General features: G+C 71.3%; 18 protein-coding genes. 11 read left to right on the top strand and 7 right to left on the bottom strand.

The window, feature by feature from the left end; translation table 11 throughout:
* The first annotated feature begins 21 nt into the window (after positions 1-21).
* Positions 22-174: a LuxR C-terminal-related transcriptional regulator gene (locus tag EYA84_RS34055; protein WP_201272340.1), complete on the top strand. Its 153-nt coding sequence runs from the start codon at positions 22-24 to the stop codon at positions 172-174.
* 5 nt (positions 175-179) lie between these two features.
* Here the strand turns inward: EYA84_RS34055 and EYA84_RS09115 are convergent, their stop codons facing one another.
* Positions 180-1127, bottom strand: coding sequence for an FAD-dependent oxidoreductase (locus EYA84_RS09115; protein ID WP_131052599.1), 948 nt, complete (start codon positions 1125-1127; stop codon positions 180-182).
* A gap of 151 nt (positions 1128-1278) precedes the next feature.
* Between EYA84_RS09115 and EYA84_RS09110 the strand changes: the two genes are divergently transcribed.
* The 3 genes from EYA84_RS09110 to EYA84_RS09100 all read left to right on the top strand — a co-directional run bounded on the left by EYA84_RS09110 (position 1279) and on the right by EYA84_RS09100 (position 5435).
* Positions 1279-3756 carry a M14 family zinc carboxypeptidase gene (locus EYA84_RS09110; protein ID WP_161594937.1) on the top strand — a complete coding sequence of 826 codons (2478 nt, stop codon included), beginning with the start codon at positions 1279-1281 and terminating at the stop codon, positions 3754-3756.
* A gap of 236 nt (positions 3757-3992) precedes the next feature.
* Complete coding sequence (locus tag EYA84_RS09105; RefSeq protein WP_236145674.1) at positions 3993-4526, top strand: DUF1772 domain-containing protein; 534 nt, start codon at positions 3993-3995, stop codon at positions 4524-4526.
* Between the two features lie 117 nt (positions 4527-4643).
* Entirely contained in the window at positions 4644-5435 is a 792-nt protein-coding gene (locus EYA84_RS09100) for a hypothetical protein (RefSeq protein WP_131052597.1), read from the top strand.
* A gap of 58 nt (positions 5436-5493) precedes the next feature.
* On the opposite strand, the gene EYA84_RS09095 is transcribed toward EYA84_RS09100, so the two are convergent.
* Complete coding sequence (locus EYA84_RS09095; RefSeq protein WP_131052596.1) at positions 5494-6129, bottom strand: hypothetical protein; 636 nt, start codon at positions 6127-6129, stop codon at positions 5494-5496.
* 366 nt (positions 6130-6495) lie between these two features.
* The gene (locus tag EYA84_RS09090; protein WP_131052595.1) at positions 6496-7113 is read right to left on the bottom strand and encodes a hypothetical protein; all 618 of its coding nucleotides are present in this window, start codon (positions 7111-7113) and stop codon (positions 6496-6498) included.
* Between the two features lie 392 nt (positions 7114-7505).
* Between EYA84_RS09090 and EYA84_RS09080 the strand changes: the two genes are divergently transcribed.
* From EYA84_RS09080 to EYA84_RS09060, 4 genes are all read left to right on the top strand, one after another.
* Entirely contained in the window at positions 7506-8702 is a 1197-nt protein-coding gene (locus tag EYA84_RS09080) for a helix-turn-helix transcriptional regulator (RefSeq protein ID WP_131052594.1), read from the top strand.
* Positions 8703-9265: 563 nt separating this feature from the next.
* Positions 9266-9553, top strand: a complete 288-nt coding sequence (locus EYA84_RS09070) for a hypothetical protein (RefSeq protein ID WP_131052593.1) — start codon at positions 9266-9268, stop codon at positions 9551-9553.
* Positions 9554-9675: 122 nt separating this feature from the next.
* Positions 9676-11271, top strand: coding sequence for a diguanylate cyclase (locus EYA84_RS09065; protein WP_131052592.1), 1596 nt, complete (start codon positions 9676-9678; stop codon positions 11269-11271).
* Positions 11272-11559: 288 nt separating this feature from the next.
* Positions 11560-12090: a hypothetical protein gene (locus EYA84_RS09060; RefSeq protein ID WP_131052591.1), complete on the top strand. Its 531-nt coding sequence runs from the start codon at positions 11560-11562 to the stop codon at positions 12088-12090.
* Positions 12091-12093: 3 nt separating this feature from the next.
* On the opposite strand, the gene EYA84_RS09055 is transcribed toward EYA84_RS09060, so the two are convergent.
* On the bottom strand, positions 12094-12972 hold the full coding sequence (locus EYA84_RS09055) for a LysR family transcriptional regulator (protein ID WP_131052590.1): 879 nt from the start codon (positions 12970-12972) through the stop codon (positions 12094-12096).
* Positions 12973-13040: 68 nt separating this feature from the next.
* Here EYA84_RS09055 and EYA84_RS09050 point away from each other — a divergent pair, with 68 nt between their 5' ends.
* Positions 13041-13940, top strand: a complete 900-nt coding sequence (locus EYA84_RS09050) for a DMT family transporter (protein ID WP_201272339.1) — start codon at positions 13041-13043, stop codon at positions 13938-13940.
* 99 nt (positions 13941-14039) lie between these two features.
* Positions 14040-16184, top strand: coding sequence for an APC family permease (locus EYA84_RS09045; RefSeq protein WP_131052589.1), 2145 nt, complete (start codon positions 14040-14042; stop codon positions 16182-16184).
* 11 nt (positions 16185-16195) lie between these two features.
* Here the strand turns inward: EYA84_RS09045 and EYA84_RS09040 are convergent, their stop codons facing one another.
* The 3 genes from EYA84_RS09040 to EYA84_RS09030 form a co-directional block, all read right to left on the bottom strand.
* Positions 16196-18586 carry an excinuclease ABC subunit UvrA gene (locus tag EYA84_RS09040; protein WP_131052588.1) on the bottom strand — a complete coding sequence of 797 codons (2391 nt, stop codon included), beginning with the start codon at positions 18584-18586 and terminating at the stop codon, positions 16196-16198.
* A 106-nt stretch (positions 18587-18692) separates the two neighbouring features.
* Positions 18693-19103 carry a VOC family protein gene (locus EYA84_RS09035; protein WP_131052587.1) on the bottom strand — a complete coding sequence of 137 codons (411 nt, stop codon included), beginning with the start codon at positions 19101-19103 and terminating at the stop codon, positions 18693-18695.
* Between the two features lie 5 nt (positions 19104-19108).
* On the bottom strand, positions 19109-19558 hold the full coding sequence (locus tag EYA84_RS09030) for a helix-turn-helix transcriptional regulator (protein WP_131052586.1): 450 nt from the start codon (positions 19556-19558) through the stop codon (positions 19109-19111).
* A gap of 141 nt (positions 19559-19699) precedes the next feature.
* Here EYA84_RS09030 and EYA84_RS09025 point away from each other — a divergent pair, with 141 nt between their 5' ends.
* Positions 19700-20197 carry a VOC family protein gene (locus EYA84_RS09025; RefSeq protein ID WP_236145672.1) on the top strand — a complete coding sequence of 166 codons (498 nt, stop codon included), beginning with the start codon at positions 19700-19702 and terminating at the stop codon, positions 20195-20197.
* The last annotated feature ends 37 nt before the right edge of the window (positions 20198-20234 follow it).

Here is a 20234-nt window from a genome sequence, read left to right as displayed (position 1 = left end):
AGATGTGTATAAGAGACCAGAGTGGCCGGTGCCGTCGCCGACGGACTGAGCAACCAGGAGGCGGCCCGGCGGCTGTCGGTGTCGGCCAAAACCATCGAGTTCCACCTCAGCAACATTTATCGCAAGCTCGGCGTCCGTAACCGCACCGAACTCGCCCGGCACCTGTCGCGCTGAGCCGCTCAGTCGAGCGCCGCCACCAGCTCGGCGACCTCGGCGGCGCAGCCGTAGGAGAGGGTCACCCCGGCGCCGCCGTGGCCGTAACAGTGCACCACCGGGCCGGGCGCGGTCCGTTCGGTCTCCAGCCGGACGCTCGGTCGGGCGGGACGCAACCCCACCCGGTGCGCGAGGACGCGGGCCGCGCCGAGTGCGGGAACGAGCGCCGTGCAGCGGGCCACGATCGCCTCCGCCGTCTCCGGGCGGGCGTGCCGTTCCTCGTCGCCCTCCTCGGCGGTGCCGCCGAGCAGCACCGTGTCCGTCCGGGGCACGACGTACCGCAGGTGCCCGGGATCGGTCTGGTCGAGCAGCCACTCGTCCAGGCCGACCTGGCTGACCACGACGACCTGTCCGCGTACCGGGGTCAGGGAGGTGTCGCCGGTCAACTCGCGTGCGTCCAGGCCGGTGCAGTTCACCACCGCGTGCACGCCGTCGGTGAAGGCGTCGGCGAGGGCGGGAACCCGTCCGGGTCGGATCTCGACGCCCGCGCGCACCGACCGGTCCCGTAGCCAGGGCAGGTGTCGTGCCATGTCCACCACCGGCACGGTCAGCTCGTACCCGTCGACGTAGCCGGGCGGCAGCCGGTCGCCGCGTACCCGGTCCAGCGCGGGCACCGCGGCCCGCCACCACGGCTCGGCGGTGGGCCGGCGGAACAGTTCCCGGCCCCGGCGCAGCCGGACGCCGGTCGCCGGGTCGTCGGCCAGCCCGCACAGCACCCGGTAGGTGGTGGCCGACCAGCCGGTCACCCGGGCCCGGGGATGGGCCCGGTAGGGGTACCAGAGCGCGGCGGCGACCGACGAGGTGGTCTGCTCACCCGTCCCGGCGGCGACCACGTCGACCCGGTGTCCGTCCTGCGCCAGGCGCAGGGCGCAGGTCAGGCCCACCACGCCCGCACCGACGACCCTGACCCTCATACCCGGAGATCACACCACACCGTCGGGGCCGTGGGGAATCCTCAAGGTTTCCTCAACCGGGCAGGTCAAAATCCATCGATCCCCTCCGGCGCCGCTAGTTTCACCGCAACCGATGGACGTGCGTGACACGCCACAAGCAGGAGGAGGGGAGATGCGACGCACACGACTGCGCCTCGCGCTCTTCGCGCTGCCCGCCCTGGTGGGCGGAGTACTCATGGCGGCGGCATCACCCGTGCCGGTGGGCGCGGTGCCCGCCGGCACGGGTGGTCCGGCCGACACCCATCTCGACGAACCCGACCACGTCGGCCACGTCCGGGTCCAGATGACCGGCGCCGACATGCTGGACCGGGTGGCCGCCGCCGGGTTCGACATCGAGCACGGTCTGACCCGGGTGCCGGACGGCATCGAGGGCGAGGTGGCGGCGACCGCCGAGGAGCGCACCGCGCTGGAGGCGATGGGTGTCCGGATCCTCGCCGACGACGAGGGCTTCGAGTGGAGCGACGAGGCCGACGGGGGCCTGCCGGGCGTCGCGGCCCGCACCCTGACGGCGGCCGGGCCCGACGGCACGGTCCGGATCGCCCGCGCCGACTGGTTCACCACCAAGGGCCAGGGTTTCCTGTACGTCGAGGCGCGCACCACGGAGGGCAGCCAGACCACGCCGATCGTCGGGATGCAGGTGGAGAACGACTCGGGCGAGGGCACCGAGTTCGGCTTCGCCCGGACGATGAGCCGGTTCGTCGACTCCGGGCAGTACATGTTCCACCGGAACCTGTTCAAACTCGACACCCGCCCGGACCGGATCCGGGTCACCAGTTCGACCGGCGGTGTGGTCACCGGCCCGGTCTCGGACTGGTTGGAGAACGGTGCCCCGCCGCTGACGTCGAACCCCGGCTACCGGTCGGACTTCGTCGACGGCTACCGGCACCCGCAGCAGCTCTTCGCCCGAGCCGAGGAGATCGCCCGCGAGTTCCCGCAGATCGCCGAGATCGTCCATCTGCCGCACCGCACGAACGGCTACCAGCGCAAGGCGCAGGCCACGATCGGCGGGACCGGACAGTCGGCGGTCGTGGTCAGCTCGGCGGCGTGGGGGCACGAGGGCGGCAACGACGTCACCGTCGAGTTCGCGCTTGCGCCGGGGGAGAGCCTCCCGCTCACCGTCGAGGTGACCGGCTCGGCGGTCCGCGTCCTGCTGGGCACGGACGCCACCGGTGCGGCGGCGAGCACGGCCGCCGAGGTGGCGCAGGCATTGCGTACCCGGTCGCAGGGGCTGATCGACCGGGCGCACCCGTACCGCAGCAATGCCGGCACCGGCGTCGTGGCGCCGACCACCGGCCCGGTGGCGCTGACCGACTTCCTCGACCAGAAGCGGGTCGGCGCGCCGGAGGGTGAGGTGCCGCGCGGCCCCGCCACCATCCCGGTGCTGCGGATCGGCAAGCACCGCGACGGCCGCAACCCGGGCGTGTTGATCCAGGCGCAGGACCACGCCCGTGAGTGGGTGCCGCCGACGACCACGCTGGAGACGGCCGAACGGCTGGTCCACAACTACCGCACCGACAAGGAGACGAAGAAGATCGTCGACAACACCGACGTCTTCCTGATCCTCTCCAACAACCCGGACGGCGCGAACTACAGCTTCTACAACTTCGCCTCGCAGCGCCGCAACATGACCAACCACTGCGCGGACGACAACGCCGACCCGGCCCGCCGCAACGCCTGGGGCGTGGACCTGAACCGCAACTACCGGGTCGGCTCCGGCCACGACGGGTACGCGGGCGGCTCGACCAGTTGCGTCAGCGACACGTTCCAGGGGCCGGAGAAGCTGTCCGAGCCCGAGTCGAAGAACGTCGTCTGGCTCGTCGAGACGTACTCGAACATCAAGTTCATGATGTCCGTGCACTCCAACGGCGGCCAGTTGTTCTGGCAGCCCGGCGCGTACATCGCCGACGGGCGGATCACCACGCCCCGGCCGCCGCTGGGTGACGAGGCGTTCTACTGGCAGTCGGCGGCGCGGATCCTGTCGCAGGTGAAGGCGCACCGGGAGACCGTGGTGACGCCGCAGAACGTGGGCGGTTCCTCGGACGTCCTCTACTCCTCGGCGGGCAACGTCCGGGAGGACCTCTACCACACGTACGGCATCTACTCGTTCGGCTGGGAGGTCGGCGGCTCGATCTACAACCCGGCCACCGGCAACTGGCAGGGCGGTTCGTTCCAGCCGCCGTGGGTGGGCAACCCCGAGCTGGTCAGCGGGCACGCCGAGACGATGGAGTACGCCAACGGCATCATGGAGATGTTCCGGATCGCGGCGGAGTGGGGCAAGGACAAGAAGAAGCCGACGTCGACGCTCGTGCCCGGCGGCGGCCGGTACGCGGGCCCGGTCGACGTCCGGTTCGAGACCAGCGAACCGGCCACCATCTACTACACGACCGACGGCAGCCGTCCCACCCTGGACTCGCCGCGCTACCAGGCGACCGAGTTCCGAGAGCCGGGTCAGGTGTTCCGCGTGACCGAGACGACCACGTTCCACTGGTTCTCGGTGGACACGGCGGGCAACGTCGAGAAGGGCTACGACCCGACGAAGAACGACAAGCGCAACAACTTCCGCAAGGCGACGGTCACCATCACCCGGTAGGCCGCGTCCGGTGACGACGCCTCGTCGGTGCGGGTCACCCCGCGCCGACGGGGCGTCGTCGTGCGCGCGTCGACGTGGACCGTCGCCGCCGCGCGTCGGGAACACCGCACCGGGTACGCCCACGGGCGACCCGGCCCGCGCCTGCGGGCGGCAGACGGTGCGGGCCACCGGACCCAGCATGGGAGACGACGTCAGCGCGCCCGGTCCGGGCGCCGTCGCGCCAGGAGGTGCCCGTCGTGACCCGTACCCGACTGACCTGGATCGTGCTCGTCGCGCTCGTGTGGGCGGCGATGATGTCCTTCGGCGGTGTCGTCGCCGAAACGGTCATGCTCTATCCGAACATCTTCGACGACGCTCCGGCGTCGCTGCTGCGTGCCCGCGAGTTCCTGGTGGTCAGCGGCCCGAGCGACTACTTCCCGCCGCTGGGCGCCTCGGTGATCCTCGGCAGTCTCGCCGCCACGGTGCTCACCTGGCGCGAGCGGCGGCTGCGCTGGTGGGTGGCGTCCGCGACGGCGGTCTTCGTGGTCTGCGAGTTCCTCTTCTCGGCGGTCTTCTTCTGGCCGCGCAACGAGATCATGTTCGTGGACCCGGTGGGCACCCACTCGCCGGAGTACCTGCGTCAGGTCGCCGCCGAGTTCGTCGCCGGGCACCGGGTACGCCTCGTCGGCGGCGCGGTCACGGCGGCGCTGGCCCTCACCGCGCTGCTGCGTTTCGCCCGCGACACCGGCCGCACCGACGGCGAGCACGGGGCGGTCCGGGCCCTCTCCTGACCGCCCAGGGGAGAGGTTCGGCAGGTCAGCACCATGATGGGTTCGACGGCACGTGCTAGGAAGGAGGCGTGAATCGTGATCGTCTTTCTGCCGTGCCGTCGGTCCGGGTGACCGCGCATGGCTGAGCGCAGACTCCGGACCGGCCTCGCGTTCATGCTCGGTCTGACCGTGTTGTCCGGTTGCGCCGTCAACAAGGGCAGCGCCCTGGCCGCCGACTTCGAGGCCGACTGGGCCGGTACGCCCGACGTGGCGACCGTCCACGCCACCGAGGAGAACACCCTGCCCTTCTTCGGCTCGACGACCGGCACGCTGACCGTCGCGGAGGGCACCTCGGCCGACCGGGTCGGCGAGCTGGCGGGCGAGCTGCGGCAGTACGTCGCCGGCCGCGACGACGTCACGGGCAAGATCGCCGCCGCCGACATCACCTTCACCGTGGTCCCGGACAGTGCCCGCAACGACGAGGTGGTGTCGTTGTGGCGGTCGATGAGCACCGACTCCAAGGTGACGTCGGCCCACATCTCGAAGCCGTCCCGGGCCGACGTCAACCGGTGGCGCATCGTCGGCACCGCGCCCAACGGGGTCGGCGCGATGGAACTCTTCGACGACCTGACCACCGGCGGCGGCCGACACGGCACGCTGACGGGCGTGACGACGGTGCTGATCTCCACCGACCGCACCGTCGAGCCGGCCGTCTCCGTCGAGACCGGTGCGGACGGTGCGGTCCCGGTAGAGGCGATCGCCGCGTTCCGGGCAGTCGTCGGCAGGTACCCGGTGGTCCGGGCAACCCTGCGGGTCGAGCGGGTCAGCATCGTCCTGACGCGGCCCGAGGACCGGTCTGCCGCCGAGGAGGTAGCTCGGGCCCTGGCACCGAACCTCGACACCGTCGAGGTGACCAGCCAGAACCGCTGAACCACTTCTGGCATCGGCGGGCGCCGGGCAGGGGCGCTGGGCCGAACGGCTTTCGGACCTAGAGGGCCAATGGTTCGCTGATCTGCAAGCCTGAATCGAGCGCATCGACGAGGCATGCGCCCTTTTCCGGGAGGATCTCGTTCGCCCAACCGTGTGCCACTCTCAGGAAGTCGATCAAGCTGCCCTGCGCCGACTGCAGCAACTCGGGAAGGGCCACTCGATCGACATCGACGTAGGCCCTGTCCGTTGGGGGTGAGGCGCTATCGCCACCATCCGTCCAGATGCGTAGCACCTGCCCGCAGTACTCGACCTCCGGTGCTGGGCTATGGCCCAGATCGATCGGGTCGCCGTGCAAGGCTCCGAGCCAGTCTCGCCACTCGAAGAGGTCGCAGCAGCAACCCGGCTCGACAACGACGCCGGTCGTGGAATCGGAGAGTAACAAGCCGCCGGGAGCGTAGAGAGTGTCGAAGCTTGCGAGCAGTTGAAATGCGGCCTCGGGTGTTTCTGGGACCGCCAGATCCTCGCCGGTTGGTGTGCTGTGAAAGAGCAGTGACCAGACAACCATGCCAACCTCAGCAGACGTCATTCTGCCGTTCAGTGTCAGCCAGCCAGTGTCGGGCGTCGTGATCGGCCACAGGTCGAAGGGCGCGATGCCTGCGGTGACTCGGCCCACCACCGGTTCGAGGATTGGCACTCGGTCAAGATAGCCGGCAGCCGGCAAACCAGGTCCCCAGGTGGCACCGGCGCTAAAGTGATCGCGTGCACGATCCCCAGGGCGCGGCGCGTCTGCTGCGTTCGATGTTGGGCAGGCAGTTGCTGACCGTTACCCGATGCACGGTCCGGTGATGCCGATCTGGAACTGCGGGGGGCTGCGACCTGCCGTGGCCGTGGCCGACGCGGCGACGGGAACTGCGCGCGGAGTACGCGGACGCGCCGGTGTCGCTGGCGCTCTACAGATCGCGGCGAGCGCGGCGTCGAGCTTCGGCGCGGCAGGGCTGCTGGTCGCCGGGCTGCCGCTCGGACGTGTGTCTCTTGGTCGGCGGCTGCTCCGGTCCGGTCATCAGGCGGATTCCTCGGGGCCGCCGACCCGGGGGAGGGACTCGGGTGCGGTCGGCACCGTCTCGCCGAAGGACTGCTTGTCGGCCTCGGCATAGAACTGGGCGGCGTTGTTGACCCGGACGACGTACTGCGCCACCGCCTGGATCGAACCGCCGACCGCCTTGAGCAGCGAGAGCTGGGTGTCCACGAGCATCTGCGTCTGATCCGGATTGGGATCCTCGACCCGAGGAAGGTCCTCGCCCTTCACCGTGCCGTGGGTCTGGTGGCTGCCGCCGTCGTAACTTCTGGTTTTGCGATCGTTCTGTACGCCGCCCTCGTTCTCCGCGTAGAAGATCCAGCCGCCCTTGCTGAGCACGTCCGCCTTGAACGACTCGAACTCGTCGACCTGGGTGTTGAGTTCGTTCAGCATGTAGTTCTGCGCCCCGCGAAGGTCGGCGGGCGTGACCCCGAACGCGCGGACGGTCGGCTCGACGAGTTCCTTCGTCTCGTCGCCCGCGTCCTTGGGCGGGTTGAACAGATTGTCGCCGGTGACCGATCGCGCATAGCGTTCTTCCATGTGCAGTTCGGGTATGTGTTTAATCGACGCCTGTACGTAGGTGTCCAGCTCGGGGTCGGCCATCTTAGACATGTACCACGCGAGCCTCCGCAGACGGATGTCCCCCTTCGGGGGACGCCCACCATCACCAACATCGAGATGATCTAATTGAGCTGGGACGATGCTACACATGCCGACGCTGCCGTTTGCGTGATCGACCGCCAGGAGGGCGGAAGCGAGGCACTTGCGGTCGAGGGCGTCACCCTGCGAGCGCTACTCATCCGCGCCAACCTCGGGGCAAACAGGGGGTAGCAAGACCCCGTGAAACGTTCTCAAGCAGTGCCTCGATAGCAAGCGATTTCGCCGGCAGGATAACGACGGCGGCGACGGGTCCTCGTCGCGCGACGTGTCGCGGTACCGTCCGACGAGGTGGTGACCGTTGAGGTCGCCTGGCCTCTTGAGCTTGGAGCGGCGCTATGGCCTCGTCCGTCGACCCGCGCTTCGGGGTAGCCCTACGTGAGTTTCGGGAGCGGCGCGGCCTGTCGCTTCGTGCCCTCGGGCAACTCGCCCATCGGAGTAAGAGCCATCTGCACGAGTTGGAGGCGGGGCTCAAGGCTCCGACTGTCGACACGGCTCGTCACCTGGACCGCGTTCTCGACGCGGGGGGTGTGCTTGCTCGGTTGGTGGAGGCACCGATCGACCACGCTGCTGAGGCTGGCGAGTTGCGGGCGAGAGTCGCCGCCAGTGATGTCAGCGGAGACGTGCTCGATCGGATCGAGCAGGGCGTCGATGATCTTGCCAGTTTCTATCCAACGATGGCCCCGGCGGATCTTCTGCCGTTGGTGCGGCGGCATCTCGCCTATGTCGGGCGGTTGTTGGACGGGCGGGTCACGCTTGCTCAACAGCGGCGGCTGTTGGTTGCGGGTGGCTGGTTGGCGTTGCTGCGGGCGACCGTGCACATCGACCTCCGGCAGCGGGCCGCTGCGGCTGCCCACCTGCGAGCCGCCCGCGATCTCGCCGAGCATGCGGAGCATCGCGAGATCCAGGCATGGTGTCTCGAAACCCGCGCCTGGGACGTGCTGACTCAAGGTGACTACCGGACGGCGCTAGATCTTTCCCGTCAAGCACAGCGGATCGCTCCGAAGGGGAGTTCTGCCCGCATCCAGGCGACTGCTCAGGAGGCTCGTGCGTGGGCTCGGATCGGGGATGTCGGTGCGACCCGACGAGCGTTGGACCGGGTGGAGCGGCTGACGGCGAATCTGCCTGTTCCTGAGCGAGCCGAGCACCACTATCGCTACGACCCGGCCAAGGCCGCCGCGTACACGGCCACGACTTTGGCGTGGGCGGGGGACCCCGGTGCCGAGCAGATAGCGCGGGCGGTGCTGGCGGATCTGGATCCGTCCGGCGATGGGGGAGCGCGACCGCGCCGGTCCGCGTCGGCCCGACTCGACCTTGGTCTTGCCCTGGTCGCTGCCGGTCAGCCGGATGAGGCGGCGGCTCTGGGGGCACAGGCGGTGGCGTCCGGGCGGGTGGTGCCGTCGAACTGGTGGCGGGCTGCGGAGTTGCTGGCGAAGGTGGAGCAGTCGGGGGCACCAGAGGCGGCGACATTGCGTGAGGCGTGCATCGAGTACGCACCGGGGCGGCGATCACCAGCGGACAGCACACCCGGTTAGCGGACGCTCACCCTCTGGTTCGGTGGCGGGCCCGGCGTGAGGCTGAACCTCACTGAAGCCGGGCGCGGACGAGGCACATCAGCAGGTGCCCTCCATGCCCTGAGGACGGAGGGCCGGCCACATGACGGTCAATGTTCGACTCCTGCGGAGAGTTGTCAGCCGGTTCTTCCCGTCGTCGCCCTCGGCGGCTATCGGCATCGGAGAACGCATCCAGGCGATGGAGCAGGAGGCCGCCCGACGACGGTTGTTGGATCTCGCGCGAGGCATACCACCGCACCCGGCGTCGGGCGTGGATGCCTTGTCCAAGCGGCGCATCTCGTACGACGAGTATCTGTCGGCCACGGCACTGACTCTCGCCCGCCGGCATCGGCCGGTCTGGTGTTGGCGGCGATGGCGGCGGGTCTGTCGGTGCGGAGCCGACTTGCCCTGCCAGGCCCAGCACCGAATCCCGATCGAGCGCGGCCACTGGCCCGGGACCGGTGAGCGGTGACCAGCGGCGCGGAGCGGGCGATCCCGGCGGATCACCGTCGAGGGCGCGACGGCTGGTTTCTGGGCGGTGTGCGGTGACCGTCCACGGTCCGGTCATGCCGATCTGGAGTTGCGGGGGCTGCGACCTGCCGTGGCCGTGTCCGACGCGGCGGCGGGAGCTGCGCGCGGAGTACGCGGACGCGCCCGTGTCGCTGGCCCTCTACCTCGGGGCCTACCTCGTCCAGGCCGCCGAGGACATGCCCTGGGCACCCGCTGGCACCCTGCATCGCCGCTTCGTCGGCTGGACGAGACAGCCGCCGGACAAACAGCAACGAAGCACAGCAACCGTGCCAACCGAAACCGAACGCCACCAGACCGGATGACCTCGGACGACACCCGGTCCGACCGGCCTGCCGTGATCGCACACCGAACGGCGGCGGATCGTGATGGCGGATTCATGTCGTAACATCGTCCTGTTTCTTTCCTGGGCGGTGCGGAGGACCGCATGGACGATGTGACCCTCCGGGCGCTGCGACTCGTCGAGGAGGCCCAGACCGGCGCCGCCGCCCCGGCGTTGGCGACCGCCGAGACGACGCTGCGCGAGGCCACCGGGGAGATCGCCGACGGACCGGCGGCGCTGCACTTCGCCCGGGTCGTGGCGCTGACCCGGCTCGGTGAGCTGCGCGCTGCCGTGGCCGCCGCCGACCTGATGCTGGCCGCTGCGGACCGCGAGGGCAGCGCCGGATGGCGGTCGTGTGCGCTGTCGCTGCGCGCCACCCGGCGGCTGCGCGTCGGTGACAAGGACATCTCCGAGTACGACGTGGAGACGGTGCTGCGGGACCTCGTCAGTGCCGAGACCGCCCTGCTCGTCGACGAACCCGACCCGGTGATCATGGGCAACGCGCACACCGGGATCGCCATCGGCTACGCCCAACTGCGGCTCTACGAGTTGGCCGCGCCGCAGTTCGAGGCGGCGTACGAGACGACCCGGCATCCGGACTACCCGGACAACGGCAACCGGGCCATGTGGTTGTGCAACCTCGCCGAACTCAACCTGCTGTGGGCGCTGGAGTTGTATCAGGTGGGTCAGGTCGCGGTGGCGGAGCGGCACACCACCACCGCCGAGACGCACGCGACCCGCGCGGCGGCCGAGGCGTCCGGCCCCCAGGCGCGGGTATGGCGGCTGCTGGCGCTGCTCTATGCCGCCTGCGCCCGCGCCGACCGCCAGGACCCGGCCGGCGCGGCGGCCGACATTCCCCGGTACGCGGCCCTGCTGGAGGACTCCGGTCTGCGACAACACCAGGAACTGCTGCTGTGTCGACCGTTCCACGCCGTCGCGTTGCGCCGCTCGGGGCGACCGGATGAGGCGCTACGGGTCATCCAGCGGGCGGTGTCCGCCCTGCCGGTCGAGACCGACTGGCTGATCTCGGCGGCCCTGCACCGGACGCACGCGGTGCTGCTGACCATCAACGGCTCGTCGGACGCCGTGCCGGGGCTCACCTACGGTGACGCGCTCGCCGAACTGCTCTGGCGTCAACGGCACCGCTGGCTGCACACGGCGATGACCATGCAGTCGTACGACGTGTTGCGCTGGCAGCACGAGCAGGCCGAACGGGCGGCGCAGACCGACCCGCTCACCGGCGTCGCCAACCGTCGGGGACTCGACGTCTTCCTGCGGACCCTGGCCGCCTCGGGCGCCCCCGCCGACCGGCTGGTGGCGGTGCTGGCGGTGGACATCGACCGGTTCAAGCACATCAACGACTCGCTCGGCCACGCGGCCGGCGACGAGGTGCTGCGGGCCGTCGCGCACGTGCTCACCGCCAGCGTCCGCAAGGGCGACTTCGTGGCCCGGCTCGGCGGCGACGAGTTCGTCGCGATCCTGCCCGACGCCGACACCGCCGACGGCACGAAGGTCGCCCGGCGGGCCGTGGACGCGGTGGCCGGGATGGCGGTGTGGCGCGCCCGGGTCAGCGTCGGCGTGGCCAGCGGGCCGGTGTACGCGGTCGGCGATGCCCTCGCCCAGGCCGACCGCGCCATGTACGCGGCGAAACGTGCGGGCGGCAACCAGGCGACCTACCGTCCGGCGGCCGTCGAGCAGTGATCCGCGTACCCGTGGTCGACGGCGGCGACTACGGTGTGTGCGACGGTCGTCGACAGAGGAGGACCACGTGAAGCCCTGGCACCTCACCGCTGTGGTGATCACCGTGGCGCTGCTCGGATTCGTCGTCTGGTGCGTCATCGCCTTCCTCCAGGGCCGACGCGGCGGTCCGTCGGATCACTGACGCCGGGCCGGTCGCCGTCCGGGCACCGGGCCGCCGATGTGCTGACAGTCCGGTCGGACGCCGGGCCGCCAGTGCGGCGGGTCGGGCGCGACCGCTACCCTGCGGCGGTGGCTGACGACGCGGAACGGGTGGCGGCGTCGTTGGCGGTCCGGCTCGACGCGGTCACCTTCACCGACCTGACCGTCGACCAGGTCACCGCCCGGCTGATCGACGAGATCGTGCGCTGGGCGGGGGAGCGGGGCTGGCGGGTCTATCGGCGCGCGCCCAGCGTGGTGCCGTTGCCGCCACCGATGTCGGACCGGCAGTCGGTCCTGGACGTGGCGTGTGCCCGACCGGACGGGCCACCGGTCGTCGTCGAGGTCGACCACGGGACCCGGCGGCGGACCTGGGACAAGCTGATCGCCGAGGCCGACGCGGGACGCGTACCGCTGTGGGTGCGGTGGGGTGCCGGCCGGTTCACCGCGCCGCCGCCGCCGATCCTGATGGTGACCTGCGAGGTGTCCGGGCGGACGGACCCGGCCGGCGCACGGCTGCACAGTCGGCTGCCACGCGCCGACATGCAGCCACCGGCGCACTCCGCCGGGCGGGTCGGCGAGGCGTCCCCCGTCGAGCTGCCGCTCCCGCCGTCCGGTTCCTGAGGGCTATCCGGTCTCCGCTGCGGGCCGGATCGGGCGGTACGCCTCACAGGCCAGGGTGACCAGCTCGGTGAGGTGGGCCGGCGGGTCGTCCTTCCACCAGGCCAACCAGACCGGGATCGGCGGGGTGTCGCGGACGGCCCGGTATGCCACCCCGGGGCGGGGATTCTGGTGGGCGGTGGCCTCCGAGGTGATGCCGACCGCCTGACCGGCCGCGATCAGCGTGAGCCACTCGTCGACGCTGTGCGTGGTGCGGATGGTGCCCGGTGCCGCGCCCGACGGGAACAAGGCGGGAGTGGTGGTGCCGGTGCGGCTGTCGATGGCGACCGGATACCGGATCAGGTCGGCGAGGCGTACCGACCGCCGTCGGGCCAGCGGGTTGTCGGTGGCCACGGCGGCGTAGCGGGACTCCACCCCGAGCAGGGCGCTGTCGAAGCGGGGGTCGGTGAGCTGGCGGCGGACCACGGCGACGTCGGCGTTGCCCTCGCTGAGCCCGGCGGTCGGCGTGTTGCAGTGCACGAACACCAGCGGCACCTGCGGGTGGGCGGCGGCCCAGACGCGTTGCAGCCGACGGGTGTGCTTGCCCAACGCCGCCCAGGCGTAGCCGAGGCGCAGCTCGGCGCGGGACTCCTCGACGATCCGGTGCAGGTGGGCGACGTCGTCGAGGACCCGACGCGCGGCGGCGAGGACGCGGGTGCCGGTGCCGGTGAGCGAGACGTGCCGGGTGGTCCGCTGGAGCAGCCGGGCACCGAGCGTGGCCTCCAGCGCGCCGATCGACCGGGACACCGCCGCCTGGGAGACGCCCAGGACCGCCGCCGCGTCGGTGAACGTGCCGGCGTCGACCACCGCGACCAGCGTACGGAGTTGGCGGAGCTGCACATCCATACGCTCAGCGTATAGGTGACACGGTCCATGCATTTCCGGTATCAGTCGGTGGGCTCGACACTGAACTCATGACGGTGCGGACAGTGGAGCGCGACGACGTCACCCCGAGCGACGGTCGGGTGGCCGGTGTCGGCCGAGGGCCGCTGCTGCGCGGGATCGTCACGATGACCGGCAGCGCGGCGAGCAACCAGGTCGGGGCGGCCCTGGGAGCGCACGCCTTCGGTGCCATCGGGCCCGCCGGGGTGGTGGCCGTCCGGCAACTCGTCGCGGCGGCGGTGCTCCTGCCGACCGTACGCCCCGACCTGCGTCGCTTCACCTGGGCGCAGTGGTGGCCGACCCTGCTGCTCGGGCTGGTCTTCGCCACGATGAACCTCAGCCTCTACAGCGCGGTCGACCGCATCGGTCTCGGCCTGGCCGTCACCCTGGAGTTCCTCGGCCCGCTCGCGGTCGCGCTGGTCGCCTCCCGGACCCGCCGCGACCTGCTCTGCGCGGCCGGCGCCTGCCTCGGTGTCTACGTGCTGGTCCTGCCGGGCCCGGCCAGCGACCTCATCGGGGTGGCACTGGGGCTGCTCGCGGCGGCGTGCTGGGCGTCGTACATCCTGCTCAACCGGCTCGTCGGGGCCCGGCTGCCGGGGTTGCAGGCCCCGGCCGCGGCGAGCCTGGTCTCCGCGCTGCTCGCCCTGCCGGTCGCGGTCACCCTGCTGGCCCAGGGACGCCTGGCCGGCACCGCGCTGCTGTTCGCCGTCGCCGCCGGTGTCCTCGCCTCGGTGGTGCCGTACGCCGCCGACCTCGTCGCGCTGCGCACCGTGCCGCCCCGCTTCTTCGGCGTCTTCATGAGCATCCACCCGGTGCTGGCGGCGCTCGCCGGTCTCGTGCTGCTCGGTCAGGTGCTCCGACCGCACGAGTGGCTCGGTATCGCCATGGTCGTGACGGCCAACGCGGTGGCCGTCCGGTCCGCCACCGCCTGATCCGCCACGAGCCGGTCTCGCTTCCGCCGATCGGCGTTGCCCGCACGGTGTTCCTGGAAGGGTCGACGGTGCGGGCAGCGGGCACGAGGCGGAGGCACGGTGGGCAGGTCGGGGCAGGACCCGGAGCAGGAGGCGGGGTCGGCGACCTTCAGCCCCTCGGCGGAACTGCCGCCGCTGTCCCCGGCCGACCTCGACGTGCTGCGGCGGGTCGGCGCGCGGTGGCGGGTCGACGACACCGTACGGGCGCTGCCGGTGGACCCGCAGGCGGACGAGGTGCGGACCGCGACGGGTACGGGCCGACACCGGGTGCTGTTCGTGCCGGACGAGGCGGGTCGGCTGACCGCCACCCCCACCGTCGAACGGCAGGACACCGTCGAGGGGCGGGCGCTCGGCGGGCTGCGTCGACTCCTGCTCGGGCCGCCGCTGACCAGCGGGGCGATCCTGCGCGAGCGGATGCCGAAGTTCCTCGCGCTGCCGGTGCTCGCCTCCGACCTGCTCTCCTCGGTCGCGTACGGGCCGGAGGCGATGTTGACCGTGCTGGTCCTCGCCGGCAGCGGCGCCCTGGGGCTGTCGTTGCCGATCGCGGCGGGACTGGTGGTGCTGATGCTCGCGGTCGGCACGTCGTACCGGCAGACCGTGTACGCGTACCCGCACGGCGCCGGGTCGTACCTGGTGGCCAGCGACACCCTGGGGCCCCGCGCGGGCCTGGGCGCGGCGGCCGGTCTCGTCCTCGACTACGTGCTCACGGTCGCGGTGTCGGTGTCGGCCGGGACCGCCGCGATCACCTCGGCGCTGCCCGCGCTCGCGCCGTACCGGGTACCGTTCGCGCTGGCCGTCATCGGGCTGCTGCTGACCGGCAACCTGCGCGGCATCCGGGTCGCCGGCAACGTGTTCGCCGCACCGACCTACTTCTTCCTGGTCGCCGTGCTCGGGCTGATCGTCGTCGGGCTGGTGCGGGCCGCCGCCGACGGGTTCACCGTCGCCGCCCCACCGCCGACGCCGGCCGTGGAGGGGCTCGGGCTGCTCCTGGTGCTGCGCGCCTTCGCCTCCGGCGCGACGTCGATGACCGGCATCGAGGCGGTCTCCAACGCGGTGCCGGTCTTCCGGCCCACCGAGTGGCGCAACGCCCGTACGGTGTTGACCTGGATGGTCGGCATCCTGATCGTGATCTTCGTCGGCCTGGTGGTGCTGTTCCACCTCAACGGCCTGGTGCCCACTGCCGACCAGACGCTGCTGTCCCAACTGGCCCGGCACACCTTCCCCACCGGGCCCTGGTACGCGCTCGTGCAGGCCGCCACCGCCCTCGTGCTGCTGCTGGCCGCGAACACCGCCTTCAACGACCTGCCGCGCCTGCTGTACTTAATGGCCCGCGACAGCTACGTGCCCCGCCGCTTCCTGCACCTGGGGGACCGGCTGGCGTTGAGCAACGGGCTGATCGTGCTCGCGGTCGCCGCCGCGGTGCTGCTGGTCGCGTTCGGCGGTCGGACCCACTCGCTGATACCGCTCTACGCGGTCGGTGTCTTCCTCGCCTTCACGCTCTCCCAGACCGGGATGGTCCGCCACTGGCGGCGGCACCGCGAACGGGGCTGGCGGCGGCGCGCCACCATCAACGGCACCGGCGCGGCACTGTCGGCGCTGGTCCTGGTGACCGCCGCGGTCACGAAGTTCACCGAGGGCGCCTGGGTGGTGGTGCTCGCCGTACCGCTGCTGATCCACCTGTTCCGCCGGGTCCGCCGCCACTACGACCAGGTTCAGCAGGCCCTCGGCCTGCACGCGGTGGCGCGGACCGACGACGCAGGCCCGGCCGGGGACGAACCACCGCCGATCGTCCCGCAGCAGGTCCGGCACCTGTTCCTGGTCCCGGTGGCCCGGCTCAACCAGGCGGCCCTGCGCACCCTCGCCTACGTCGGCTCGCTCGGCCAACCGGCGCTCGCCCTGCACGTCAGCCCGGAGCGGACCGAGGCGGACCGGTTCCGCGCGCAGTGGGCCACCTGGGGCGACCACGTCCCGCTGGAGACGATCCTGTCACCGCACCGCGTGATCATCACGCCGCTGGCCGGGTACGTCAGCGCGCTGCGGCACAGCCGTCCCGACCTGACCCTCACCGTGGTGGTGCCCGACGTGATCGTCGAGCACCCCTGGCAGCGGCTGCTGCACTACCGCACCGAGCAGCGGCTGCGCCGGACCCTGCGACGGCACCCCGGCATCGTGGTGACCAGCATGCCCACCCACCTGAGCCGCTGAGCTACCGGCGATCAGCGGCCCACGTAGGCCGCCAGGTGCTCGCCGGTGAGGGTGGAACGGGCGGCGACCAGGTCGGCGGGGGTGCCCTCGAAGACGATCCGGCCGCCGTCGTGACCGGCACCCGGCCCGAGGTCGACGATCCAGTCGGCGTGCGCCATCACCGCCTGGTGGTGCTCCACCACGATGACCGACCGGCCGGCGTCCACCAGCCGGTCGAGCAGGCCGAGCAGGTGCGCGACGTCGGCCAGGTGCAGGCCGGTGGTCGGTTCGTCGAGGACCCAGACGCCGCCCTTGTCGCCCATGTGGGTGGCGAGCTTGAGGCGCTGCCGCTCGCCGCCGGAGAGCGTGGTGAGCGGCTGGCCGAGGCTGAGGTAGCCGAGGCCGACGTCCACCAGCCGGCCGAGGATGGTGGACGCGGCAGGCGTACGCGCCGCACCCGCGCCGAAGAACTCCCGCGCCTCGCTCACCGGCATCGCGAGCACCTCGCTGATGTCCCGACCGTCCAGCCGGTACTCCAGCACCGAGGCGTCGAACCGGCGGCCCTCGCACTCCTCGCAGGTGGTCGCCACGCCGGCCATGATCCCCAGATCGGTGTAGAGCACCCCGGCGCCGTTGCAGGCCGGGCAGGCACCCTCGGAGTTCGGGCTGAACAGCGCCGGCTTCACCCCGTTGGCCTTGGCGAACGCCTTGCGGATCGGGTCCAGCAGGCCGGTGTAGGTGGCCGGGTTGCTGCGACGCGAACCCCGGATCGGGGTCTGGTCCACCGACACCACGTCCATGCCGGGCGGGATCGAGCCGTGCACCAGCGAACTCTTGCCGGAGCCGGCCACCCCGGTCACCGCGACCAGCACGCCGAGCGGGATGTCGACGTCGACGCCGCGCAGGTTGTGCGTGCGTGCGCCCCGGATCTCCAGCGTGCCGGTGGGCTTGCGGACCGACTCCTTCAGGGCGACCCGGTCGTCCAGGTGCCGGCCGGTGACGGTGCCGCTGGCCCGCAACCCCTCGACGGTGCCCTCGAAACAGACCGTGCCACCGTCCGAGCCCGCGCCGGGACCGAGATCGACCACGTGGTCGGCGATCGCGATGGTGTCGGGCTCGTGTTCCACCACGAGCACCGTGTTGCCCTTGTCCCGCAGCCGCAGCAGCAGGTCGTTCATCCGGGCGATGTCGTGCGGATGCAGCCCCGTGGTGGGCTCGTCGAAGACGTACGTGGCGTCGGTCAGCGAGGAACCCAGGTGACGGATCATCTTGGTGCGCTGCGCCTCGCCGCCGGAGAGCGTGCCCGCCGGCCGGTCGAGCGAGAGGTAGCCCAGCCCGATCTCCACGAACGAGTCCAGGGTGTGCCCCAGCGCCGCCAGCAGCGGGGCCGCCGAGGGCTCGGACAGGCCACGGACCCACTGCGCCAGGTCGCTGATCTGCATCGCGCAGGCGTCGGCGATGCTGACACCCTCGATCTTCGAGGACCGGGCCGCCTCGCTGAGCCGGGTGCCGCCGCACTCCGGGCAGGTGGTGAACGTGACCGCCCGGTCCACGAAGGCCCGGATGTGCGGCTGGAGGGACTCCCGGTCCTTGGCCAGGAACGAGCGCTGCACCTTGGGGATCAGCCCCTCGTAGGTGAGGTTGACCCCCTCGACCTTCACCTTGGTCGGCTCCCGGTAGAGGAAGTCCTGCATCTCCTTCTTGGTGAACTTCCGGATCGGCTTGTGCGGGTCGAGGAAACCGGACTCCGCGTACGTCCGCACCGTCCACCAGCTGTCCGACTTCCAGCCGGGGATCGTGAAGGCCCCCTCGGCGATCGACTTGGAGTCGTCGTAGAGCTGGCTCAGGTCGATGTCGGAGACCGAGCCGCGCCCCTCGCAGCGCGGGCACATCCCGCCGGTCCGCGTGAAGGTCTGCCGCGTCGTCTTGCCGGCCCCACGCTCGACGGTGATGGTGCCGCTGGCCTTCACCGAGGCGACGTTGAAGGAGAACGCGTTGGGTGAGCCGATGTGCGGTTTCCCGAGCCGGCTGAACAGGATGCGCAGCATGGCGTTGGCGTCGGTCGCGGTGCCGACCGTGGAGCGGGGATCGGCGCCCATCCGCTGCTGGTCGATGATGATCGCGGTGGTCAGCCCGTCGAGGACGTCCACCTCGGGCCGGGCCTGCGTCGGCATGAAGCCCTGCACGAAGGTGCTGTAGGTCTCGTTGATCAGCCGCCGTGACTCGGCCGCGATGGTGTCGAACACCAGTGAGCTCTTGCCCGAGCCGGAGACCCCGGTGAACACCGTCAGGCGGCGCTTGGGAAGCTCGATGCTGACGTCCGCCAGGTTGTTCTCCCGTGCGCCGTGCACCCGGATCAGGTCGTGGCTGTCGGCGACGTGCGCCGTACCCGCCTGCGAGCGGCCCTTCGGGACCGTGCTCATCGTGTCTCCCTCGGTCTCACCGGCCGTCGGCCGTCGTGCATCCCTGTCCAGGCCGTCGTGCATCCCACCCCGGCCGTCGTGCGTCGCGCGCGGGGCGGACGGCGGCTCAGGCGATCTGCTGGATGCGGATCAGGTTGCCGGCGGGGTCGCGGACGGCGCAGTCGCGGATCCCGTACGGCTGGTCGGTCGGCTCCTGCACGACGTCGGTGTCGCCGGCCTGCAACTGCTCGAACGTGGCGTCGACGTCCCTGGTCGCCAGCACGATGCCGGCATACGTGCCCTTCGCCATCATCTCGGCGATGGTGCGACGCTCGTCCTCGGTGACGCCCGGGTCGGCGGTCGGCGGGTGCAGGACGATGGAGGTGCCGGGCTGGTCGGGTGGACCGACCGTGATCCAGCGCATCCCGCCGTACCCGACGTCGTTGCGGACCTCGAAGCCGAGCGCGTCCCGATAGAAACGCAACGCGGCGTCCGGGTCGGTCTGCGGAAGGAAACTCGCGTGAATGGTGACGTCCATGCCGGTCACGTTAGTTGCGGCTGCCTGACCTGTGCTTCTCGATTCCTGATCGGTCTGGTCACCTGTTTCGACAGGCAGGCCGGGATGCCCGCCGTCGCCTGGGCGGCCTGCCGACGGTAGACACTCGGCGGCACACCGACCAACTCGGTGAAGCGGGTGCTGAAGGTGCCCAACGAGGCGCACCCGACCGCGAAACAGACATCGGTGACGCTGAGGTCGCCGCGCCGCAGCAACGCCATGGCGCGTTCGATGCGGCGGGTCATCAGATAGCCGTACGGTGATTCGCCGTAGGCGAGGCGGAACTGGCGGCTGAGGTGCCCGGCGGACATGTTCGCTCCCCGGGCGAGCGCCTCGACGTCGAGCGGCTGGGCGTACTCGCGGTCGATCCGGTCCCGGACGCGGCGCAGTCGCGCGAGATCACGCAGGTGGGCCGCTTCGGCGGGGCTGCTGGTCACCCGCCGAATGGTGCCACGTCCCACCGACGTTGCCCAGCACCGACGGCGTCGCGAGCGCCCGCACCCACGGTGTCGGGCCGCCGGTATGGTCGGGCGGGTGTCGCGGCCTGCCGTGTCGCGCCGGAGCGGAGGGGGACGATCGTGACGGGTCCGGGTGCGGTGCCACCGGTACGCCAGTTGCGGCTGGTGGTCGAGGCCGAGGACTACGAGGCGGCGGTCCGGTTCTACCGTGACGTGCTGGGCCTGCCCGAGCAGGCGGCCTACTCCGGCGGCGACGGCGCCGAGGTGGTGATCCTGGACGCCGGCCGTGCCACGCTGGAGATCGCCAACCCGGCGCAGAAGCGGATGATCGACGACGTCGAGGTGGGCCGCCAGGTCGCACCGCGCATCCGGGTCGCGTTCGAGGTCGACGACGCGCGGGCCACCACGGACCGGTTGGTCGACGGCGGCGCCGCCGAGGTGGCCCCGCCAACGCGTACGCCCTGGCAGTCGGTCAACGCCCGCCTCGACGCGCCCGCCGACCTGCACATCACCGTCTTCGAGGAGTTGCGCACCCTCGACGAGCGCGCCGCGCTCGACGGTTTCGGCACCGACGGCGGCCCGGCACCGGTCGCGGACGGCCCGCCACCGACCCACTGACCCGCCGCTGGACCGCCAGTCACTTATACACCTCTGC

The sequence above is a fragment of the Verrucosispora sp. SN26_14.1 genome (genome assembly GCF_004307965.1).
In the GTDB taxonomy this organism is placed as follows: domain Bacteria; phylum Actinomycetota; class Actinomycetes; order Mycobacteriales; family Micromonosporaceae; genus Micromonospora.
This window is presented reverse-complemented; position numbering and strand designations above follow the sequence as displayed.

What these genes read in the sequence shown, in the direction of transcription:
- EYA84_RS09110 (WP_161594937.1), top strand. Translation starts at nt 1,279, where the DNA reads ATGCGACGCACACGACTGCGCCTCGCGCTCTTCGCGCTGCCCGCCCTG.
- EYA84_RS09035 (WP_131052587.1), bottom strand. Translation starts at nt 19,103, where the DNA reads ATGGACGTCACCATTCACGCGAGTTTCCTTCCGCAGACCGACCCGGAC.
- EYA84_RS09050 (WP_201272339.1), top strand. Translation starts at nt 13,041, where the DNA reads ATGACGGTGCGGACAGTGGAGCGCGACGACGTCACCCCGAGCGACGGT.
- EYA84_RS09065 (WP_131052592.1), top strand. Translation starts at nt 9,676, where the DNA reads ATGGACGATGTGACCCTCCGGGCGCTGCGACTCGTCGAGGAGGCCCAG.
- EYA84_RS09080 (WP_131052594.1), top strand. Translation starts at nt 7,506, where the DNA reads ATGGCCTCGTCCGTCGACCCGCGCTTCGGGGTAGCCCTACGTGAGTTT.
- EYA84_RS09115 (WP_131052599.1), bottom strand. Translation starts at nt 1,127, where the DNA reads ATGAGGGTCAGGGTCGTCGGTGCGGGCGTGGTGGGCCTGACCTGCGCC.
- EYA84_RS09055 (WP_131052590.1), bottom strand. Translation starts at nt 12,972, where the DNA reads ATGGATGTGCAGCTCCGCCAACTCCGTACGCTGGTCGCGGTGGTCGAC.
- EYA84_RS09100 (WP_131052597.1), top strand. Translation starts at nt 4,644, where the DNA reads ATGGCTGAGCGCAGACTCCGGACCGGCCTCGCGTTCATGCTCGGTCTG.
- EYA84_RS09090 (WP_131052595.1), bottom strand. Translation starts at nt 7,113, where the DNA reads ATGGCCGACCCCGAGCTGGACACCTACGTACAGGCGTCGATTAAACAC.
- EYA84_RS09040 (WP_131052588.1), bottom strand. Translation starts at nt 18,586, where the DNA reads ATGAGCACGGTCCCGAAGGGCCGCTCGCAGGCGGGTACGGCGCACGTC.